Here is a 20,363-nt window from a genome sequence, read left to right on the forward strand (position 1 = left end):
ATCTTGAGCGGAGCGACGAGGCTTCCTACCTCATCGGCGGCGACTGTCTCGCCCCCTTGAGGACGCGGCCATGCTCAATCCCCCGCCCGGTTATGCCGAGCGCCTCGACGCGCCCGGCTACGCCGCCCCGATGACCCTGCCCGCCATACGCGGGAGCCTCGGGGCGCGCTTCGTCGCCTACCTGCTCGACATCCTGTTCATCTTCGGGTTCTCGATGCTGCTCTGGCTCGCGATCGCGGTGCTCGGAGTGATCACGTTTGGACTGGGGTGGACGTTGTTCGCGATCCTGCCCGCGAGCGGGGTGCTCTACAGCATGATCACGGTCGGCGGCGCCCGCCAGAGCACGATCGGCATGCGGATGATGGGCCTGCGCGTCGTCGCCGAGAGCGGCCGGCGGGTCGACATGATCACGGCCGCCGTGCACGCGCTGCTCTTCTACGTCGCGCTCTCGACCTTCCTGCTCTGGTTCGTCGACATGCTGTTCGGCGTGATGCGCAGCGACCGCCGCCTCGGCCACGACCTCATCCTCGGCCTCGCCGTGGTGCGGGCGGCCTGAACGGTCCGTTTCCCGACGTTGAAATCCGGCCCGCGGCACAAACGAGGCTGTTGAGCGGCGCCTTATCGACGCTACACTCAAAGGTGGCGGCGCGGAGCGTGCCGCCGGCCTCGAGGGCGACCTGAAGCGTGACGAGCCACCCGCGCGATACCCCCCAATTCTATCTCACGGCCCCCTCCCCCTGCCCCTACCTGCCGGGGCAGGAAGAGCGGAAGGTTTTCACTCACCTCGTCGGGCGGCGCGCCCGCGATCTCAACGAGATCCTGACGCAGGGCGGCTTCCGGCGCTCGCAGACCATCGCCTACCGGCCCGCCTGCGAGACCTGCCGCGCCTGCATCTCGGTGCGGGTGGTCGTGGACGATTTCCGGCCCACCGCGAGCCAGCGCCGCATCATCGCCCGCAACGCCGACCTCGTCGGCAATCCGGAGACGAACCGCCCGGCCTCGGAGCAGTACGCCCTGTTCCGCCGCTATCTCGACGCCCGCCACGGGGACGGCGGCATGGTCGACATGACCGTGCTCGACTACGCCATGATGATCGAGGACAGCCACGTCGACACGCATCTCGTGACCTACCGCCGCCGCGGGCCGGACACGGCGATCAACGGCCGCGGCACCGGCGCGCCGCTCGCTCTCTGCCTGACCGACGTCCTCGCCGACGGCCTGTCGATGGTCTACTCGTTCTACGATCCCGAGGAGGCCGCGCGCTCGCTCGGGACCCACATGATCCTCGACCACATCCAGCGCGCGCGGGCGCTCGGCCTGCCCTACCTCTACCTCGGCTACTGGGTCGAGGGCTCCCGCAAGATGGACTACAAGGCCCGCTTCCTGCCCCAGGAACGCCTGCTCGCGCAGGGCTGGGCGCGGGTGGAATAGGGGCGCCGGCCCGGCTCCGCGGGACGGCGCCGGCCCGGCCTCAGAACAGCGCGATCAGCTGCACGCGGATCAGCCGCGGCGCACCCGGCGTGATGTTGTTGTTGCCGTCGGCGGTGGCGATGTAGCGCCGGTCGAACAGGTTCTCGATGTTGACCTGCGCCCGCACCGTCTCGCTCAGCTTGTAGAACAGGCCGAGGTCGAAGCGGGAGAAGCTCGGCAACCGCACCGTGTCGTCCGAGGACGCGAAGGTGTGGGTCTGGTTGATGAAGCCGACGCCGACCGAGAAGCGCTCCGTCACGTCGAACTTGTTCCACAGGGTGAAGGTGTTGAACGGCACGAGCCCGACCGTGTTGCCCCGGACGATGGTGGTCGAGACGTCGCTGGCGATGCGGGCGTCGGTGAAGGCGTAGCCACCCGCGATCTGCCACCAGTCGGTCACGTATCCGTTCGCGCCAATCTCGGCCCCTTGGGTGTTGGTGCGGCCGGACAGGAGGAAGAAGCCCGGCCGGTTCGGGTCGGCGAGGCGCTGGTTCGTGCGGTCGAGATTGTAGAGCGCGCCGGTGAGCTGGAAGGCCGGGGTGACGTCGTACTTCACGCCGATCTCGGCGTTCTCGAACTTCTCCGGCTGCGCGATCGCCGTGCCGGGCGTGAGCGCGCTGAACTGGTCGCCGGCCGAGGGCAGGTAGGACACGCTGTAACTGCCGTAGAAGGCGAGGTTCGCGAAGGGCTTCACGACGACGCCCGCCCGCGGCGACAGGAGGTCGTCGACCCGGCCGACCGTGACGTTGGTGCGCCGGTCGCGCGAGCTGAAGTCGAAATGGTCGTAGCGCAGGCCCCCGATGAACTGCAGGTGCTCGTTCACCTCGATCTGGTCCTGCGCGTAGGCGGCGGCGAGGCCGAGGTCGTAGAGGCTGTTGGCGCCCGAGGCGAGGTTGCGGAAGGTGACGCCGACGCGGCTGACCGGGGCCAGCGGGTTGACGACGAGGGTCTGCGTGCCCGTCGTGTCGAAGAACCCGTCCTGCCGATAGGAGAGCCCCTGCTGGTAGCCGAGCTCGAAGCCGCCGAGCAGAGTGTGGCGCAGCGGGCCGGTCTCGAACTTGTAGGTGAAGTCGTTCTGGCTGAAATAGTTCGTCCGGTCGGTCTCGTTGTTGTAGGCCGACAGGTTGACCCGGTTGCCTGCGGCGTTCACCGCGCCGCCCGGGAAGATGTTCTGGTAAAACTTCTGGTAGTCGGCGAAGCGGAGCTGGCCGTGCATCTGCACGCCGGACTCGAACTGGTGGTCGAGCACGGCCGTGGCGATGTTGGCATCCACCCGCGCCCGGTTGAGGTCCGGGTTGCCGAAGAAGGTCGAGACGTTGTCGCGGTTGCGGTAGGGCCGCCCGAATTGCGAGGGGATGCCGCGGTCCGTCGTGCGGTCGTCGTGGAAGTACTCGTAGGAGAGCTTCAGCGTCGTCGCCGGCCCGAGCAGGAAGGTCATCGTCGGGTTGACGCCGTAGCGGCGGATATCGACGAAGTCGCGATAGGTTGCCGTGTCCTCGAAGACGCCGTTGAGGCGGAAGAACACGCTGTCGCTGACCCGGTCGCCCGCATCGATCGCTACGCGCTTGTTCCAGTACTCGCCACCCTGGACCAGCACCTCGCGGATCGGGACGCCGTCCGCCTCCTTGAGGACGCGGTTGATGACGCCGCCGCCGCCACCGCGGCCGAAGATCATCGCGTTCGGGCCCTTCAGCACCTCGATCCGCTGCGTGTTGTAGAGGTCGCGGTAGTACTGGACGTCGTCGCGGATGCCGTTGACGAAGAAATCCGCGTTGGAGCGCTGGCCGCGGATGACGACGTCGTCGCGGTTGCCCTCGCCCTGATGCGGGATCACGCCCGGCACGTAGCGGATCGCCTCGTTGATGCTCTGGAAACCTTGGTCGCGGATCTGCTGCTGCGTCACGATCGTGACGGATTGCGGCGTATCGATCAGGGGCGTGTCGGTCTTCGTCGCCGTCGAGCTGCGCTTCGTCAGGTAGCCGACCGTATTGCCGCGCAGACCCTCCACGCTGAGCTGATCAAGCGTCACGGACTCGTTGCCGGGCACCGGCTGGGCGCGCGCCGGGGCGGCAAGGACGGGACCGGCGAGGAGGAGGCCGACGATGCAAGCTTCAGATGTGGTCTTCATGGCTCCCGGCCCGGTTGCGTCCCGTTCTGTCCAGGACGTCCGCACGTCTCGGCGTGCGGTGACGGGAGCGCTGTAATCGCGGTCGTTGCGCGAGCAAGCGGTAGCGAACCGTAAATCACCGGCCCTTTCCTAAAGGAATTCTAAGAAGGAATTTAAGTAACGTGCTAAGCCGGTCCGTCGCCTTGCGAATCCAGACGGGCTTTTCATCCTGGATTTCTTCCAGACTGCAACCGTATGTTTCTGCGTGTTGCCGATCAGCAACATACGGATCGGGTGGGAGAGCGCAGCAATGCCTCGTCTTCCACCCGACCACCGGTTCCGTGCCCGAAACAGCACACTCCATGAGAATCAACAGGACGGATGGCGGCCGCCACATTTTCCCCGCGAGAGCGTGACCGCATGGGGGGATCGGGATCACGAGAGAGGAACACCATGCCGACCTCATTCACCCGTCCGGATCCGCGCCCCCTCGAATCGGCCGCCCTGCGCGGATTCGTGAAGGATCTCTCTCCCCTCCTGCGCGACGCGTTGCCGCCCGCGCCCCATGCCCCGGTCAGCGACGAGATCGCAACCTTGATCGACCGCTTGCATGCCGGCCCGCTCGGTCTTCGGGCCCGTCGCCGGGCGGCCTGAGGCCGTCCGCCGGGCCTCTCCACGGTGGCGTCATCAACAGCCGGCTTCTTTTCAGGAGCAACCCAACATCACCATCGCGCGTTGGACGTCCCCAAGATGAGATGAAGGACAGCGGCGACGGCGTGCTGTTCGAGGGAGCGCACGCTTTGCTGTATCTCACACGCGATACGTGTAACCTTATGCTTGCACCGGTGAGACTTGCCGCCGATGCAGTAAAGCTTGCCTGCGACAATCCCTTCAATCCCTTCGCCCTCGCGCCGGGCAGCCGCATGATGGCGGCCTCGTGCGAGATGTTCGAGCGGGCGACCCGCACCTACGCGAAGCCCGTCTTCGATCTCGGCGTGCCCGAGCGCGTGGTCTTCGAGCATCCCTTCTGCCGCGTCCTCGCCTTCGGCGAGGCGGCGCCGGATGCGCGGCGCACGAAGCCGAAGCTGCTCCTCGTGGCGCCGATGTCGGGCCATTACGCGACCCTCCTGCGCGGCACCGTCGAGGCCTTCCTCGACACCCATCAGGTGTTCATCACCGACTGGCTCGATGCCAAGGACATCCCGGTCTCGGCCGGCCGATTCGGCCTCGACGATTACGTCGACCTCTGCATCAGCCTGTTCTCCGAGCTCGGCCCGGACCTCAACGTCGCGGCCGTGTGCCAGCCCTCGGTGCCGGTGCTCGCGGCCGTTTCCCGGATGGAGGCCGAGAACCACCCGCGCGTGCCTCGCACCGCCACCTTCATCGGCGGGCCGATCGACACGCGCGTGGCGCCGACCGCGGTGAACCGGCTCGCCGAGGAGCGCGGCTTCGCGTGGTTCGAGCAGCACTGCATCCACACGGTGCCGTGGAGCCATGCGGGCCAGGGCCGCGCGGTCTATCCGGGCTTCCTGCAGCTCGGCGGCTTCATGAGCATGAACCTCGACCGGCACCTCAGCGCGCACTGGGACATGTTCAACCACCTCGTCGAGGGGGACGGCGATTCCGCCACCAAGCACCGCGCCTTCTACGACGAGTACCTCGCGGTCATGGACCTCACGGCGGAGTTCTACCTGGAGACGATCCGGACCGTGTTCATCGACCACGCCCTGCCGCAGGGCCGCATGCTCCATCGCGGCCGGCCGGTCGATCCCTCGGCGATCCGCCGCTGCGCGATCATGGCGGTCGAGGGCGAGAAGGACGACATCACGGGCGTCGGCCAGACTCGCGCCGTCCTCGACCTGACGCCGAACCTCGTCGCCGGGAAAAAGGCCTATCATCTCCAGCCCGGCGCCGGCCATTACGGCATCTTCAACGGCACGCGCTTCCGCACCGAGATCGCCCCGAAGCTCGCGGCCTTCATGGCGGCGCATGCGCGCCCGATCGAGCGGCGGAAGCCCGCGGACCGCCCAATCCTGATCGGCGGCCGGGCCCGGCCCGCGCCGCAGCGCGCATCGGTCTCCACCGTCGGGCCGAACGGGCCCCGGCTGCCGGAGAAGGCGGCTTCGAAGCGGCCTGATCGCGCGGAGGTGATCGAGTTGCGCGCGCGCTCCTAACGTGCCGCAAGGCGTGCCGGTCGCGCTCGTGGCATCCTCGCGCGGTGTCGTCGCGCTCGGCCAGGAGGACGCATGCCCGAGGATCGCCGATCGCTCGCGGGGCGCCACGTGCTCCTGGTGGAGGACGACTACTTCATCGCCTTCGACATGCAGCGGCATTTCGAGTCGAGCGGCGCCCATGTGGTGGGCCCGGTGCCGAGCGTCCGGGCCGCCCTCGACCTCATCGCGGCGACGCCGGACCTCGACGCCGCGGTCCTCGACATCAACCTGCGGGGCGAGATGGCCTTCCCGGTCGCCGACGCGCTCTCGGAGCGGGGCGTGCCGTTCCTGTTCGCCACGGGCTACGACACCGCGACGATCCCGCCGCGCTACGCGGCCCATCGCCATTGCGAGAAGCCGGTGGAGCCGGATCGGATCGCGCAGATCCTGCTGGGCTGAGCGGCGACGGGGCGGCAAGAGGCTTCTGGCGAGACGCTTCCGGCTAGAGGCTTCGCCGCGGGCAGGCGGTCCTCAGGCCGCGTTGCCCGCTTGAAGGGCGCGGCAGGCCCGGTCGAGGCTGTCGAGGCGCCGGATCAGCGGCTCCCGGCGGCGCTGGCGCTCCGCCTCGAGCGTTTTGCGGTCGGGGCTCGGAGCCCCCTCCCCGCTCGCGCTCCAGCCGCGCTCCTCGCAGGCCACGGCGAAATCCGTCTCGACGTCGGCGAGCGCCCCGAGAAGGTGCTGGATCTCCCCGAGCAGAACCTCGTGATCGATCGGCGCCCGGAGCGCGCGTTGTTCGGCCATCGCTGCCTCCCTCGATCGTCTCCCGGAGCGCGCAGGCTTAGCACGATGCCGACGCCGCGGGATTGCCTGTGGAAGCATTGCCACGGTGGCGAGAGTCCCGGTCCGAGCATGCCGCCGACGCGCCTCTTAGGGTTGACGAAACCATTGCCCTGCATCATGTCGGTTCCAGTCGCGACCCTGCCCGAGGGCAGCGCGCGGCCCCACAGGAACCTGCAAACCCCATGCCCAGCGACAGTAGTCGATGGTTCGTGCCGCCTTCGGCCGCCCGCGAGAACCGCGCCTGATCGCCTGATCGGGCTCGCCCGCGAACGGCCCAGGGGCGGCCGTTCGAACGAGGTGAGCCATGACGACCCACCAGATTGAGACCCGCCGCGCCCGCAAGGGCAACGCCCGCCCGGCCCGCGACCGGAGCATCGCCCTCATCATCCTGTTCATGATGGGGCTCGTCTTCGTCCCCGTTCTCGGCCTGCACGTCGCCGCCGCCTTCGGCGGTCTCGCTGGCAGCCCGGAGATCGCGAGCGCTCCCCCGGCGCCCGCGACCGCGATCAGCGCCTCCCGCGACGCGCGGGACCGGCGCGGCTGAGGCACCTCCTCCGCTCCGCGCGACCGCGTACCTGCCTCGGGACGGCCAAACTCTCTCCCTAACCGACGCGCTCGGGGGATGGAGGCACGCGATGCGGATCGGAACCACTCTCGCCGGGCTCTGGCTCGCGGGCGCCGTCGGGGCGGCCCAGGCCCAAGCTCCGGCCCAGACCCAAGACAGGGCGGCGGACAAGGGCCGCCAGGATTACAACCGGCCCGAACTCGTCCGCGGCCTCTGCCAGCCGGACGGGTGCGACGAGTTCGCGATCCTCGCGGTCGAACCGGTGCGCAGCACGCCGGAAGGCACCCTCAAGCGGACGCGGTTCCGGACCTACCGCGCGAGCCCGAGCGGGCGCGAGGCGCGCGCCGAGGAGACGGGCTACGTCTACTGCTCGCAGACCCGGCCCGCCGTCGTCGCGGAGAAGCAGGGCCGCACGGTCGGCATCCTGCTCGCGCCCTTCGCCACCGAGGATTCTCGCGAGGCCGTGCGGCGCTACGCCAACGTCGCCGCCACCTATTTCGCGGTCTGCCACGGGCTCGAGAGCGGCCGCGCCGCCGCCAAGGACCTCGCCGGCACCGCCCATGCCCTCGGCTACCGGGTGAGCGCCCCTCAGACCCAGACGATCGACCTGCGCGCGCCCGAGGACATCGCCGGCACGCCCCCGCGTCCGAGCGTCGCGGCGCCCGCCAGGCCGCCCTCCCGCGAGGAGGGCCGGGACGACGAGCCCGCCGCCCAGGGGCCGATCCCGGAAGATTGAGCGTGAATTGATCGCGCGCCGCCGGGATTGAACCGGGGGAGGTGGTCGTGGTTACTTGGGGCAAGCGCATCGGCGCGGCCGCCTTCCATCGAGAGCCTGTGGCACCGGCGGTCGAGCGGGCCGACCGGCACCGGGCGCAGCGATGGAGATGGGAATGGGACAGGCCACGCCACCCGCGCGAACCGCCCTCGTCGTCGAGGACGACCGCGCCCTGCGCAACCTCGCCGCCGCGGTCCTCGAAGAGACGGATCTGCGTGTCGTCGAGGCGGATAGCGGCGAGGAGGCCCTGTTCCACCTGCGCAGCCACGCGAGCGAGGTGGCGCTGATCTTCGCGGACGTGCGCCTGCCCTGCATCCTCGACGGGGTGGACCTTGCCCGCGCGGTGAGCACCCGGTGGCCCTGGATCAAGCTCCTCGTGACCTCGGGGGATCCGGGCGACCGGATCGAGCATCTGCCCGCTGGCGCGACCTATCTGCAGAAGCCGTGGCGCTCGATCGACGTGCTCAAGGCCGCCGAGCAGGCGGCCGGGGGGCGGTGAGCCTCAGCGCTGCCACTCCCAGCCCTTCGGCTTCGGCGGCAGCGGGTTGAGCGATTGCAGGCCGCCCGTCACGTAGGGAAGCGACACGGGGGGCGCCTGCTCCGGGACCGCGGCGACGGGGGCGCCGACCGAGCCCGTGGTGGCGGGGATGGTGTCGGCATCGGCGCTCGCGAGCGCGACCAGGGCGGGCTTGGGCACGAACGCTTCCCGGCGCGCCGGGCGCTCGACGTAGACCGGCACCTCGCGCTCCACGTAGACGATCCGGACATTGCGCCCGTGCCGGGCGAGGCGCCGCCCGCCGCGCACCGCGTGGTGGCCTGCCCGCTGCACGTCGCGCCGGAAGGCCCGCTCGGAGACGCAGATCCCGCGCGAGGGGCGGTAATACTGCCCCGACCGGCAATGCGCCGCCTCCGCCGCGGAGCCCCAGAGGATGCAGGCGAGGCCCGCTGCCATCGCCACCGGCACGCACCTCGCCATCCGAATACTCCACATCAGACTGCACCCGTCAGCACGGCGTACTCAAACGCTGCCGCACTGAACTCATGAGATCTGGTCCCGTTTTTATGTCGAAAATACGTCACCTTACTGCGTCGTGAACCGTACAGTTCTCTGCATGCAACATATGTTTATCTGTCGATAAACTTGAAGTAGTTACGAATGCTGTTCTGCATGGTCGGCATTATGCTGGCATGCCGAAGACCAAGCGTCCCGGACCATCGCCCGACCGGCGCCCCGCGGCGCCTTGCCATCGCCGGGCGCATTCACTAGCCATCGCGCGATCAAGCCCATCAGCCCGTCGGCGGGCCGCTCTGGGTTCGTCCTGCAGGAAGTCTTCGATGATCCCCCGCTACAGCCGCCCCGCGATGACCGCGATCTGGTCACCGGAATCCCGCTTCCGGATCTGGTTCGAGATCGAGGCGCACGCCACGACGGCCCTGGCCGAGATCGGCGTCGTGCCGAGGGAGGCCGCCGAGACGGTCTGGGAGAAGGGCCGCGACGCGGTCTTCGACGTCGCCCGCATCGACGAGATCGAGGCGGTCACGAAGCACGACGTGATCGCCTTCCTGACGCATCTCGCCGAGATCGTCGGCCCCGAGGCCCGCTTCGTCCATCAGGGCATGACCTCGTCCGACGTCCTCGACACCTGCCTCAACGTGCAGCTCGTGCGGGCCGCCGACATTCTGATCGCCGACGTCGACGCGCTGCTCGCGGCCCTCAAGCGCCGGGCCTTCGAGCACAGGCTCACGCCGACGATCGGCCGCTCGCACGGCATCCACGCCGAGCCCGTCACCTTCGGCCTCAAGCTCGCCCAGGCCTATGCCGAGTTCGAGCGGGCTCGCGCGCGCCTCGTCGCGGCCCGCGAGGAGGTCGCCACCTGCGCGATCTCGGGCGCGGTCGGGACCTTCGCCAACATCGACCCGCGGGTCGAGGAATACGTGGCGCAGCAGATGGGCCTGACGCCGGAGCCCGTCTCGACGCAAGTGATCCCGCGCGACCGGCACGCCATGTTCTTCGCCACCCTCGGCGTCGTCGCATCCTCGGTGGAGCGCCTCTCGATCGAGATCCGCCACCTGCAGCGCACCGAGGTGCTGGAGGCCGAGGAGTTCTTCTCGGAGGGCCAGAAGGGCTCCTCGGCGATGCCGCACAAGCGCAACCCGGTGCTGACCGAGAACATGACGGGCCTCGCCCGCATGGTGCGGGCCTACGCGCTGCCCGCGATGGAGAACGTCGCCCTCTGGCACGAGCGGGACATCTCGCATTCCTCCGTTGAGCGGATGATCGGACCGGATGCCACGATCACCCTCGACTTCGCCCTGGCGCGGCTGACCGGCGTCGTCGACAAGCTGCTGATCTACCCCGCCAACATGCAGAAGAACCTCGACCGGCTCGGCGGGCTCGTCCACTCGCAGCGGGTGCTGCTGGCGCTCACCCAGGCCGGTCTCTCGCGCGAGGACGCCTACCGCCTCGTCCAGCGCAACGCGATGCCGGTCTGGCGCGGCGAGGGCGACTTCCTGACTCTGCTCAAGGCGGACCCGGAGGTCACCGCGGCCCTGAAGCCGGAGCAGATCGAGGAATGCTTCGACCTCGGCTACCACTTCAAGCACGTGGACACGATCTTCGAGCGGGTGTTCGGACGGGACGCTTGAGGGCGGCCTTTCGTCCGGACCCGACGAAAAGGGCGCGACCGGGCGGGACCGCTTGACGGCCACGCCGAGACACACAACCTCTACATGCGGACACAAGTCCTGCGTCTAGAGGTTGCAGCGTGCTGCTCGACCGGATTCTAGAGTGGGCCTTCGCGGTGAGCGGCCTCAGCGGGCGGCTCACCGTGACGACGGCGAGCGGCCACCGCTTCGACGCGGGCGACGGGCGCGGGCCCGAGGTCGCGATCCGCTTCCGCGACGCGGCGGCCGAGCGCGCCGCCCTCCTCGATCCGGAACTCCGCCTCGGCGAGCTGTTCACGGATGGGCGCCTCACCATCGAGGACGGGACGCTGCCCGACCTGATGGCGGTCCTGCTCGCGGCCAACCACGGCTCGCCTCGCTTCCCGCCGCTCCGCGGCCACGGCCTCGCCCGCAGCCTCGTGCGGCGCCTCCTCGATCGCAACGGCCCCATCCGGGCCCGCCGCAACGTCGCCCGGCACTACGACCTCGACGGGCGGCTCTACGGCCTCTTCCTCGACGCGGACTGGCAATATTCCTGCGCCTACTACGCCGCGCCGGGCATCGACCTCGACGCCGCGCAGGCCGCCAAGAAGCGCCACATCGCGGCCAAGCTCATGGCGGGCCCCGGCCACCGGATCCTCGACATTGGCTGCGGCTGGGGCGGGCTGGGCCTCTACCTCGCCGAGGTTGCGGGATGCGCCACGGTGCACGGCATCACCCTCTCGGCCGAGCAGCACGCGGCGGCGCTCGGTCGCGCAGGGGCGCGGGGGCTCTCGGACCGGGTGCGGTTCGTGCTCGAGGATTACCGCGCGGTCCGCGGCCGCTTCGACCGCATCGTGTCGGTCGGCATGTTCGAGCATGTGGGGCCGGCGCATTACGACCGCTTCTTCCGCGTCTGCCGGGACCGCCTCGCGGAGGACGGCGTGATGCTCCTGCACACGATCGGCCGCACCGGCCGCCCCGCGGCGACGAATCCCTGGATCACCCGCTACATCTTCCCCGGCGGTCATCTGCCGACGCTCTCGGAGATGGTGCCGGCGATCGAGGGGTCGGGCCTCGTCCTCAACGACGTCGAGGTGCTGCGCCTGCACTATGCAGCCACCCTGCGCGACTGGCGCGCCCGCTTCCTCGCCCGGCGCAGCGAGGCCGAGCGCCTCTACGACGACCGCTTCTGCCGGATGTGGGACTGGTACCTCGCGGCGGCCGAGGCCGCCTTCCGGCACGAGGACGCGGTGGTGTTCCAGATCCTCCTCACCCGCCGCAACGACGTGGTGCCGGCAACCCGTGACTACATCGCGCGCGCCGAGCGGCGCCTGCAGCGGCGCGAATCCGCTCTGGCGCCGGACCGTGAACGGGCGCGCGGAACGGAGCTCCCAGGCTACCGTTGAGCTCGAAACGCAGATTGTTTTCCTCCTCGAGGAGCCGCCCGTGCCGGATGCCCGACCGATCCCCTACGCCCCCTCCGTCGAAACGCCGCGGCCCGACGAGGCGGAGACCTTCGAGGGCATGATCGCCACCTTCGCCAAGATCCAGGGCACCACGCTCAAGGATTACGGCCACGCCGTGCGCGGCGTGCACGCCAAGGGGCACGGGCTCCTCACCGGCAGGCTGGAGGTGCTGACGGGGCTCGACCCGCTTCTCGCGCAAGGGCTGTTCGCCAAGCCCGGCACGCACGACGTCGTGCTGCGCCTCTCCACCAATCCTGGCGACATCCTCGACGACAGCGTCTCGACGCCCCGCGGCCTCGCGATCAAGATCCTCGGCGTCGAGGGCGAGCGGCTGCCGGGCGCGGAGGGCTCGACCCAGGATTTCGTGATGGCGAACGCGCCCGCCTTCGTGGCGCCGGACGCAAAGGCCTTCCTCAAGAGCCTGAAGCTTCTCGCCGCGACGACGGACACGCCGCAGATCTTCAAGAAGGCCTTCTCCGCGACGTTGCGCGGCGTCGAGACCGTGCTGGAGGCGCTGGGTACCAAGAGCGCGACGGTGATCGCGCTCGGCGGCCACCCCGAGACGCACATCCTCGGCGAGACCTTCTTCAGCCAAGTCCCGGTGCGCTGGGGCGATTACGTGGCCAAGGTCGCGGTGGCGCCGGTCTCGCCGGAATTGACCGCCCTCACCGACGCCGCCCTCAACGTCAACGGCAAGCCGAACGGCCTGCGCGAGGCGGTGGTCGCCTTCTTCGCGGAGCACGAGGGCGTCTGGGAGGTGCGGGCACAGCTCTGGACGAATGCCGAGACGATGCCGATCGAGGACGCCTCGGTGCCCTGGTCCGAGGCGGAGAGCCCCTACCGGGCGGTCGCCCGCATCACGGTGCCCAGGCAGGAGGCCTGGAGCGAGGGCAAGGTGAAGGCGATCGACGACGGCCTCGCCTTCAGCCCGTGGCACGGGCTCGCGGCACACCAGCCGCTGGGCTCAATCATGCGGGCGCGCCGCGCCGTCTACCCGAAATCCTCCGGTTTCCGGGCCGAGCACAACCGCTGCCCGATCCATGAGCCCGGCAGCCTCGCTCAGGCGGGCCTCTGACGTAAACCGGCCACGACCGAGGCTTCATGGGTCGGCGCGACCGACCACCTCTCCCGTCCGGGAGAGGCCGGTTTCGCTTCAGCGGACCGGGTGAGGGGTGCGGCGTTTCCGCAGAGGTCGCCCCCTCACCCCGACCCTCTCCCGATCGGGAGAGGGGGCCGGTGGCGGCCTGCACGAATCCTGCACCCTGCCCTGCCGTCAAGCCACTTGCGGGCGGCGGCGTGCCGGTGCTTGGAAGGGGTTCCCGCTCCCGAGGAGAGACTATGTCCCGCACCGTGTATCTCGATGGACGCTTCGTCCCCTTCGAGGAGGCGCGCGTCCCGATCATGGACCGGGGCTTCCTGTTCGCGGACGGGATCTACGAGGTCTCGGCCGTGCTGGACGGGCGGCTCGTCGACAACGCGGCCCATCTGGCCCGGCTCGACCGCTCGCTCTCCGAGATCGGCATCGCCAACCCGTACACAATCGAGGCATGGACGCGCCTGCAGATCGACCTCGTCGCCCGCAACGGCCTCACCGAGGGCCTCGTCTACATGCAGGTCACGCGGGGCGTCGCCGAGCGCGATTTCGCCTTCCCGGCTGCCGGCACGCCGCCGACCGTCGTGATGTTCACGCAAGGAAAGGCGATCCGGGCCAATCCCCTCGCCGAGACCGGCGCGAAGGTGATCACCGTGGAGGACCTGCGCTGGAAGCGGCGGGACATCAAGTCAGTGGCCTTGCTGGCACAGGTGCTCGCCAAGCAGTCGGCCGCCGCGGCCAATGTCGCGGAAGCCTGGATGGTCGAGGATGGCGTGGTCACCGAGGGCTCCTCCTCCACCGCCTTCATCGTGACGGGCGACGACCGCATCGTGACCCGGCCGCTCTCGACGGCGATTCTGCCCGGCATCACCCGCAAGGCGGTGCTGCGGCTCGCCGCGGAAGGCGGCCTCGGGATCGAGGAGCGGCCCTTCTCCGTCGAGGAGGCTTACGCGGCGGCGGAGGCGTTCTATACCAGCGCCTCGGCGTTCGTGATGCCGGTCGTGGCGATCGACGGGCGGCCGGTCGGCGAGGGCCGGCCCGGCCCCCGGACGCGGCGGCTGCGCGAGCTCTACCTCGCGATGGCCCGCGAATCGTGAACGGCGCGGGGCCGCGCCGGCAGGAACGGATCGGACAGGTAGCGGTTCCTCTCGGAACTTGAGAGTTTCCGAGAGAGGAAAAGATGCCGAGACTGATCCCCGGACTCGCCGTGCTCGCGCTCTGCCTCACCGCCGGTGCGGCCCTCGCGCAGCAGCCCGACGCGCCCCTGAAAGGGCGCGACACCGACCCGAATCTGCCCGCCCAGAGCCAGACCCCGCCCGAGAAGGTGCGGCCCGACGACGGATCGAGCACGAACGGCACCCTGAGCGACAAGCTCGAGAAGAACGACGGCGTCATCAAGCCGCCGGGCATCGCGGCGCCCGGCATGGTCGTGAAGCCGCCAGAGCCGAATGCGGGCACGATGCCGGTGATCAAGCCCGGCGACTTGCCCGGCCAGCAGCCGAACACCGAGGCGAAGTAGGCCCGGCCGGCAGCGGGCGCGGGATGGACGCCATCCCCTTCCGTCTGGCCGGGTTGCGGCCGCTTTGCTTGATTTCCCGGGCTGGATCGCTGAAAGACCCTACCGACAACGGGTTACCGGGAGCCGTCGGGCCCGGCGCCCGTCCTTGCAGAACGGTACGGGTATTGAGCGCATGGCGAACGTCGTCGTCGTAGGCGCCCAGTGGGGCGACGAAGGCAAAGGCAAGATCGTCGACTGGCTGTCGGAGCAGGCCGACATCGTGGTTCGCTTCCAGGGCGGCCACAACGCGGGCCACACGCTGGTGATCGGCGAGGCGGTCTACAAGCTCTCCCTGCTGCCCTCCGGCGTCGTGCGGCCCGACACGCTCGGCGTGATCGGCAACGGCGTCGTGCTCGACCCCTACGCCCTCGTCTCCGAGATCGACCGGATCACCGCGCAGGGCGTGCGCGTGAGCCGCGAGAACCTGCGCATCGCCGACAACGCCACGCTGATCCTCTCCCTGCACCGGGAGCTCGACGCCCTGCGCGAGGATGGCGCCCCCGGCACCAAGATCGGCACCACGAAGCGCGGCATCGGCCCGGCCTACGAGGACAAGGTGGGCCGCCGCGCGATCCGCCTGATGGACCTGTCGGAACTCGACACGCTCGCCCCCAAGATCGAGCGGCTGCTCGCCCACCACAACGCGCTGCGCCGCGGCTTCGGCCTCCCCGAATTCTCGCCCGACGCGATCTACGAGGAACTTGCCGGGATCGCCGACCGGGTGCTGCCCTACCAGGACACGGTCTGGCACCTCCTCGACGAGGCGCGCCGCGCCGGCAAGCGCATCCTGTTCGAGGGAGCGCAGGGCGCGCTCCTCGACGTCGACCACGGCACCTACCCGTTCGTGACCTCCTCCAACACCGTGGCGGGGCAGGCCGCGACGGGCTCAGGGCTAGGCCCTGGCGCCATCGGCTACGTGCTCGGCATCGCCAAGGCCTACACGACCCGCGTCGGCGAGGGCCCCTTCCCGACCGAGCTGCACGACGCGGTCGGCGAGCGCATCGGCGAGCGCGGCCACGAATTCGGCACCGTGACGGGACGCAAGCGCCGCTGCGGCTGGTTCGACGCGGCGCTCGTGCGCCAGACGGTGCAGACCTCGGGCATCGACGGCATCGCCCTCACGAAGCTCGACGTGCTGGACGGGTTCGAGGAAATCCGCGTCTGCACCGGCTACGAGATCGATGGGACCCGCCTCGACCACCTGCCGGCGAGCCAGGGCGCGCAGGCGCGCGTCACCCCGGTCTACGAGACGATCCCGGGCTGGAGCGGCACCAGCGCGGGCGCCCGTTCCTGGGCGGACCTGCCGGCCCAGGCGATCAAGTACGTGCGGCGGATCGAGGAACTGATCGGGGCGCCCGTCGCCCTGCTCTCGACCTCGCCCGAGCGCGACGACACCATCCTGATGCACAACCCGTTCGAGGATTGAGCCCGGGCACGGCCGGTCCGGCTCGAGCCGGCGCGGGCGGCGCGGGAGCGCGACGGCAAGAGGACAGGGCGAGAGGGCGGATCCGGGCACGATGGCCGACTACTATCCGTTGCTGGCGCGGGCGCTGGACGCCCTGCCCGACCGCTCGCCCGCCATGCGCAAGGCGGTCTACGACCGCGCGCGCGGCGCCCTGATCGGTCAGCTCCGCTCCCTCGAGCCGCCACTCTCGCAGGAGGACATCGACCTCGAGAGCAAGGCCCTCGACGCGGCGATCGAGCGGCTCGAGGTGGATTACGGCGCGCCGTTGCCCGCGAACGACGCGGCCCTGGCCGCCGCTTTGCCGGAACCGGCCCCCCCGCCGCCCGCGCCGGAAGCCGTGCCCTTCTCGGCGCCTCCCGAACCGGCAGAGGCCCGCAGGCCCGAGCCCGTGAGCGACGACGGCCTGTTCGAGGCGGAGCCGGAGACGCGCCGCCAGCCCTCGCCCCCCGTCTTCGTCGAGGCGGAGTCGAGCCGGCACGAGCCGTCCCTGCCGCCGGCCCCGCCACCCGACCTCGGCCCCACGACGGTCCCGGCCGAGCCGGAGCCGGTGCGCGACGCCCCGCCGCTCGCCATCGCGCCCCGCAAGGCGAGGGAGCCGGCCAAGGCTGCCGAACCCGAGGAGCCCGGTCCGGCCCTCCCCCTCGGCGAGGCCGAGGCCGCCGGCCGGGACGCGGAGCCGGACGCCGAGGGCGCCTCCGCCCGCAGCGACGGCGGCCGCCAGCGCCCGCGCATCGACGTCGTGCCGCCCCGCGGGGGCCGCTCGAAGCTCCTGCGCAACGCCTTCGTCGGTGCGGTGCTCGCCCTGGTGATCGGCCTCATCGCGGTCGCGGCCTTCCTGCTGCGCGACAAGCCGGCCGATCTTCAGCAGAACGATGCCGAGACGAGTGCACCCGCCGACGGCAGCGACCAGAAGTTTTCCGACCGGGTCGGCGGCGAGCCGGCCCCGGCCCAGCCGGCCCAGGGGGCCTCCGGCACCGCGCAGAACGAGGCTCCGGCCCAGGCCGCTCCGCCGAGCCAAGCCGATCTCGCGGTGGCGCAGCGCGCCACCCTGATCGAGGAGAACACCGCGGGCCAGAACGCGCAGCCGACCTCGACCACGGGCCGCGCGGTCTGGCGCCTCGATTCGGTGAGCGGCGAGCAAGGCCAGCCGCTCGAGACGGCGGTCGTCGCGACGCTCGAATTCCCCGAGGCGGGCCTGACCCTGGTGGCGACGCTCCAGCGCAATCTCGACCCGACGCTGCCCGCCTCGCACACGATCAAGCTCGCCTTCACGCCGAGCGGACCGGAGGGCGAGCGGCGCGCCGTCCAGGATATCGGCCTGCTCCAGGCTAAGGACGAGGAGGCCGCCCGCGGCTCGCCCCTCTCCGGCCTGCCGGTGCGGGTGCGCGAGAACCTGTTCCTGATCGGCCTGTCGTCCCTGCGCAACGACGTCGACCGCAACACCGACCTTCTGCTCCACCGCAACTGGTTCGACCTTGCGGTGAAGTACGCGAGCGGCCAGCGCGCCGTGATCACGTTCGAGAAGGGCAATTCCGGCGCCTACGCGCTGCAGCGCGCCTTCGAGCAGTGGCGATAGTCGGTCGAGCGGACGGGAGAACGCGCCTCGCCTTTCCCGATCGGGAGAGGTCGGTTTCGCGGAACGCCGACCGGGCGAGGCACAGACGTCCCTCCCGGAACGCCGCCGCCTCTCACCCACCTTGTTCCGGACGGACGAGCGCCGGGGTCACCGACCTCGCGTCAGGCGGCTCCGGCGCCGGCCCGTGGCAACTCGCGCACGGCGAGGTTCTTCTTGACCGCCTCCTGCACCTTCTCGAAGGCGCGGACCTCGATCTGGCGGACGCGCTCGCGGGAGACGCCGAATTCGCCCGAGAGATCCTCCAGGGTGATCGGGTCGTCGGCGAGCCGCCGCGCCTCGAAGATGCGCCGCTCGCGCGGGTTGAGGACGGAGAGCGCGTCGCGGAGCGCCGAGAGGCGATTCTGCCCCTCCTCCTCGCGGGCGAGCACCGTCTCCTGGCTCGGGCTGTTGTCCACGAGCCAGTCCTGCCACTCCCCCTCGCCCTCTTCCCGTAAGGGAGCGTTCAGCGAGGTGTCGCCGGACAGGCGCCGGTTCATCTCGATCACGTCCTGCTCGGGCACGCCGAGGCGGGTCGCGATGTGCTGGACCTGATCGGGACGCAGATCGCCCTCGTCGAGGGCGGAGATGCGACCCTTGGCCTTGCGCAGGTTGAAGAAGAGCTTCTTCTGGTTGGCCGTGGTGCCCATCTTCACGAGGGACCACGAGCGCAGAATGTATTCCTGGATCGCGGCCTTGATCCACCACATGGCGTAGGTGGCGAGGCGGAAGCCCTTGTCGGGATCGAAGCGCTTGACCGCCTGCATCAGGCCGACATTGCCCTCGGACACGACCTCGCCGATCGGCAAACCGTAGCCGCGGTAGCCCATGGCGATCTTCGCGACGAGGCGCAGGTGCGAGGTCACCAGCCGGTGGGCCGCCTCCCGGTCGCCGTGGTCCCGCCAGCTCTTGGCGAGGGTGAACTCCTCCGTCGGCTCCAGCATCGGGAACTTGCGGATCTCATCGAGGTAGCGCGAAAGGCCACCCTCGTTGGCGAGCACGGGCAAAGCGCCTGCCATGGCATACCTCCTTGGACTGTCCCCCTGACGGGCGGACGATGGCGCGGTCGACCGCTCCTTGAGCCGGCCGTCCGAATTCCCATCTGTACTGTGGAAATCCCCGATCCGGTAGCGGGTCCGCGGCGCGAACGTCGTGGTCAACGCACGAACGGGCTTATCGGTCGATCCTCGCACGATTGGTCGCGGATCGAGGTGTGATGGCGCACCCGGTCAGGGCCGATCCTTGACTGTGCCGGGTTCGCCACACCGCACTCCGCAGCCCCCTTTCGCACATGCGGGCGGCCGGTTACCCCGGGTCGCCGAGCGCCCGCACGAGGGCCGCCAGATCCGCGGGGAGCGGGCTCTCGAAGCGTAGGGTCTCGCCCGTACGCGGGTGCGCGAAGCCGAGGAGCCCCGCGTGCAGCGCCTGCCGGCCGAGTGCCGCGAGCGAGGCTCGCGCGGGCTCGGGCAGCCGCGCCGCCTTGGTCTTGAAGGCGCTGCCGTAGACGGCGTCGCCGAGGAGCGGATGGCCGCGGTGGCTGAGATGCACCCGGATCTGGTGGGTACGGCCCGTCTCCAGGCGGCAGGCGAGCAGCGCAACTTCGGGCCCGAGCGCGCGCACGGTGCGGTAATGCGTCACCGCGTGCCGCCCCTCGCCCGCCCGCACCACCGCGATCTTCTCGCGGTTGCGCTGGCTGCGGGCGAGATTCGCCTCGATCGTGCCGTTGCGGGGCTCGGGCACGCCCCAGACGAGGGCCTGATAGGCCCGCTCCAGGGGACCGCTGCGGCCGTGATCGGCAAATTGCGCGGTGAGGCCGCGATGGGCGAGGTCGTTCTTGGCGACGACGAGGAGGCCGCTCGTGTCCTTGTCGAGGCGGTGCACGATCCCGGGGCGCCGCACGCCGCCGATGCCAGACAGGCTGTCTCCGCAATGGGCGATGAGGCCGTTGACCAGGGTGCCGCCCTCGTGTCCGGGCGCGGGGTGCACGACGAGCCCGGCCGGCTTGTCGATGACGACGAGGTCGTCGTCCTCGTAGGTGATCGAGAGCGCGAACCGCTCCGCGACGGGCTCCGCCGGCACCGCCTCCGGCACGATGACCGCGAGGCGCACGCCGGCAGCGACCTTCAGGGCCGGCTCCCGCACGATCGCCCCGTCAAGGCGCACCTGGCCAGCCCGCACGAGATCCTGCAGGCGCGAGCGCGACAGGTCGGGGAAGGCCCGCGCCAGCGTCCGGTCGAGCCGCTGTCCCCCCTCCCCCTCCGCCACGCGAGCGTCCCGTTCCTCAATCCCGGCCACGATGTCCTGCAACGCTTGTCCCCACCTCATCGACGCGGCGCGAAAAAGGCTCGCCTCTGCCCTTGTGCCCGCGCCGGCACGTCGCTATACGAACGCCTCCCGACCGGAAAGCTCCCATCGTCTAGCGGTCTAGGACGTCGCCCTCTCACGGCGAAAACAGGGGTTCGAGTCCCCTTGGGAGCGCCAGTTGGATCAACGGCTTATGCCAGCAGCCTTCTGCTTTCCGGCAGATGTACGGAAAATTTACGGAAACGCTGTTGCTCTCTATCAGCCAAAGCCGCCTAGCGACGCCGCACTGCGTTCGAGCAAATTGCAGCG

At 70.1% G+C, this 20,363-nt stretch carries 20 protein-coding genes and 1 tRNA gene; 16 read left to right on the forward strand and 5 right to left on the reverse strand.

Features of this window, described 5'->3' with window-relative positions:
• Window positions 1-70: 70 nt before the first annotated feature.
• Together DK389_RS06465 and DK389_RS06470 are read left to right on the forward strand one after the other, a co-directional pair.
• On the forward strand, window positions 71-556 hold the full coding sequence (locus tag DK389_RS06465; protein ID WP_109888222.1) for an RDD family protein: 486 nt from the start codon (window positions 71-73) through the stop codon (window positions 554-556).
• A gap of 128 nt (window positions 557-684) precedes the next feature.
• On the forward strand, window positions 685-1,431 hold the full coding sequence (locus tag DK389_RS06470; RefSeq protein WP_109888223.1) for an arginyltransferase: 747 nt from the start codon (window positions 685-687) through the stop codon (window positions 1,429-1,431).
• A gap of 40 nt (window positions 1,432-1,471) precedes the next feature.
• Here DK389_RS06470 and DK389_RS06475 read toward each other — a convergent pair whose 3' ends face one another.
• A complete protein-coding gene (locus DK389_RS06475) occupies window positions 1,472-3,598 on the reverse strand; it encodes a TonB-dependent receptor (RefSeq protein WP_109888225.1) in 2,127 nt (708 codons plus the stop codon).
• Between the two features lie 432 nt (window positions 3,599-4,030).
• On the opposite strand from DK389_RS06475, the gene DK389_RS06480 reads away from it, so the two are divergent.
• The 3 genes from DK389_RS06480 (at window position 4,031) to DK389_RS06490 (ending at window position 6,189) form a co-directional block, all read left to right on the forward strand.
• A complete protein-coding gene (locus DK389_RS06480) occupies window positions 4,031-4,231 on the forward strand; it encodes a hypothetical protein (protein WP_109888226.1) in 201 nt (66 codons plus the stop codon).
• A 146-nt stretch (window positions 4,232-4,377) separates the two neighbouring features.
• The gene (locus tag DK389_RS06485) at window positions 4,378-5,751 is read left to right on the forward strand and encodes a polyhydroxyalkanoate depolymerase (RefSeq protein ID WP_418292046.1); all 1,374 of its coding nucleotides are present in this window, start codon (window positions 4,378-4,380) and stop codon (window positions 5,749-5,751) included.
• 72 nt (window positions 5,752-5,823) lie between these two features.
• Complete coding sequence (locus DK389_RS06490; RefSeq protein WP_109888230.1) at window positions 5,824-6,189, forward strand: response regulator; 366 nt, start codon at window positions 5,824-5,826, stop codon at window positions 6,187-6,189.
• Window positions 6,190-6,261: 72 nt separating this feature from the next.
• Here the strand turns inward: DK389_RS06490 and DK389_RS06495 are convergent, their stop codons facing one another.
• Entirely contained in the window at window positions 6,262-6,531 is a 270-nt protein-coding gene (locus DK389_RS06495) for a hypothetical protein (RefSeq protein WP_109888232.1), read from the reverse strand.
• A 343-nt stretch (window positions 6,532-6,874) separates the two neighbouring features.
• On the opposite strand from DK389_RS06495, the gene DK389_RS06500 reads away from it, so the two are divergent.
• From DK389_RS06500 to DK389_RS06510, 3 genes are all read left to right on the forward strand, one after another.
• Window positions 6,875-7,114 (forward strand): hypothetical protein, encoded by a 240-nt coding sequence (locus DK389_RS06500; protein WP_109888233.1) that lies wholly within the window; start codon window positions 6,875-6,877, stop codon window positions 7,112-7,114.
• A gap of 91 nt (window positions 7,115-7,205) precedes the next feature.
• A complete protein-coding gene (locus DK389_RS06505) occupies window positions 7,206-7,871 on the forward strand; it encodes a hypothetical protein (protein ID WP_194075167.1) in 666 nt (221 codons plus the stop codon).
• A 154-nt stretch (window positions 7,872-8,025) separates the two neighbouring features.
• Window positions 8,026-8,409 carry a response regulator gene (locus tag DK389_RS06510; protein WP_109888235.1) on the forward strand — a complete coding sequence of 128 codons (384 nt, stop codon included), beginning with the start codon at window positions 8,026-8,028 and terminating at the stop codon, window positions 8,407-8,409.
• Between the two features lie 3 nt (window positions 8,410-8,412).
• Here the strand turns inward: DK389_RS06510 and DK389_RS06515 are convergent, their stop codons facing one another.
• A complete protein-coding gene (locus DK389_RS06515) occupies window positions 8,413-8,886 on the reverse strand; it encodes a hypothetical protein (protein WP_162560532.1) in 474 nt (157 codons plus the stop codon).
• 359 nt (window positions 8,887-9,245) lie between these two features.
• Here DK389_RS06515 and purB point away from each other — a divergent pair, with 359 nt between their 5' ends.
• The 7 genes from purB (at window position 9,246) to DK389_RS06550 (ending at window position 17,714) form a co-directional block, all read left to right on the forward strand.
• Window positions 9,246-10,556 (forward strand): adenylosuccinate lyase, encoded by a 1,311-nt coding sequence (purB, locus tag DK389_RS06520; protein WP_109888238.1) that lies wholly within the window; start codon window positions 9,246-9,248, stop codon window positions 10,554-10,556.
• 119 nt (window positions 10,557-10,675) lie between these two features.
• On the forward strand, window positions 10,676-11,962 hold the full coding sequence (locus tag DK389_RS06525) for an SAM-dependent methyltransferase (protein WP_109888240.1): 1,287 nt from the start codon (window positions 10,676-10,678) through the stop codon (window positions 11,960-11,962).
• Between the two features lie 40 nt (window positions 11,963-12,002).
• Window positions 12,003-13,097: a catalase family protein gene (locus tag DK389_RS06530; RefSeq protein WP_109896087.1), complete on the forward strand. Its 1,095-nt coding sequence runs from the start codon at window positions 12,003-12,005 to the stop codon at window positions 13,095-13,097.
• Window positions 13,098-13,360: 263 nt separating this feature from the next.
• A complete protein-coding gene (locus DK389_RS06535) occupies window positions 13,361-14,212 on the forward strand; it encodes a D-amino-acid transaminase (protein ID WP_109888242.1) in 852 nt (283 codons plus the stop codon).
• An 83-nt stretch (window positions 14,213-14,295) separates the two neighbouring features.
• Window positions 14,296-14,634, forward strand: a complete 339-nt coding sequence (locus tag DK389_RS06540; protein WP_109888243.1) for a hypothetical protein — start codon at window positions 14,296-14,298, stop codon at window positions 14,632-14,634.
• A 172-nt stretch (window positions 14,635-14,806) separates the two neighbouring features.
• On the forward strand, window positions 14,807-16,099 hold the full coding sequence (locus DK389_RS06545; RefSeq protein ID WP_109888245.1) for an adenylosuccinate synthase: 1,293 nt from the start codon (window positions 14,807-14,809) through the stop codon (window positions 16,097-16,099).
• 91 nt (window positions 16,100-16,190) lie between these two features.
• Window positions 16,191-17,714, forward strand: coding sequence for a histidine kinase (locus DK389_RS06550; RefSeq protein ID WP_109888247.1), 1,524 nt, complete (start codon window positions 16,191-16,193; stop codon window positions 17,712-17,714).
• Window positions 17,715-17,875: 161 nt separating this feature from the next.
• Here the strand turns inward: DK389_RS06550 and rpoH are convergent, their stop codons facing one another.
• Both rpoH and DK389_RS06560 read right to left on the reverse strand, forming a co-directional pair.
• Window positions 17,876-18,769: an RNA polymerase sigma factor RpoH gene (gene rpoH / locus DK389_RS06555; protein WP_109888249.1), complete on the reverse strand. Its 894-nt coding sequence runs from the start codon at window positions 18,767-18,769 to the stop codon at window positions 17,876-17,878.
• A 286-nt stretch (window positions 18,770-19,055) separates the two neighbouring features.
• Window positions 19,056-20,075, reverse strand: coding sequence for an RluA family pseudouridine synthase (locus DK389_RS06560; RefSeq protein ID WP_109888251.1), 1,020 nt, complete (start codon window positions 20,073-20,075; stop codon window positions 19,056-19,058).
• 80 nt (window positions 20,076-20,155) lie between these two features.
• Between DK389_RS06560 and DK389_RS06565 the strand changes: the two genes are divergently transcribed.
• Window positions 20,156-20,231: transfer RNA gene (locus tag DK389_RS06565), tRNA-Glu, on the forward strand.
• Window positions 20,232-20,363 lie beyond the last annotated feature (132 nt).

The sequence above is a fragment of the Methylobacterium durans genome (assembly GCF_003173715.1).
GTDB classification, from domain to species: domain Bacteria; phylum Pseudomonadota; class Alphaproteobacteria; order Rhizobiales; family Beijerinckiaceae; genus Methylobacterium; species Methylobacterium durans.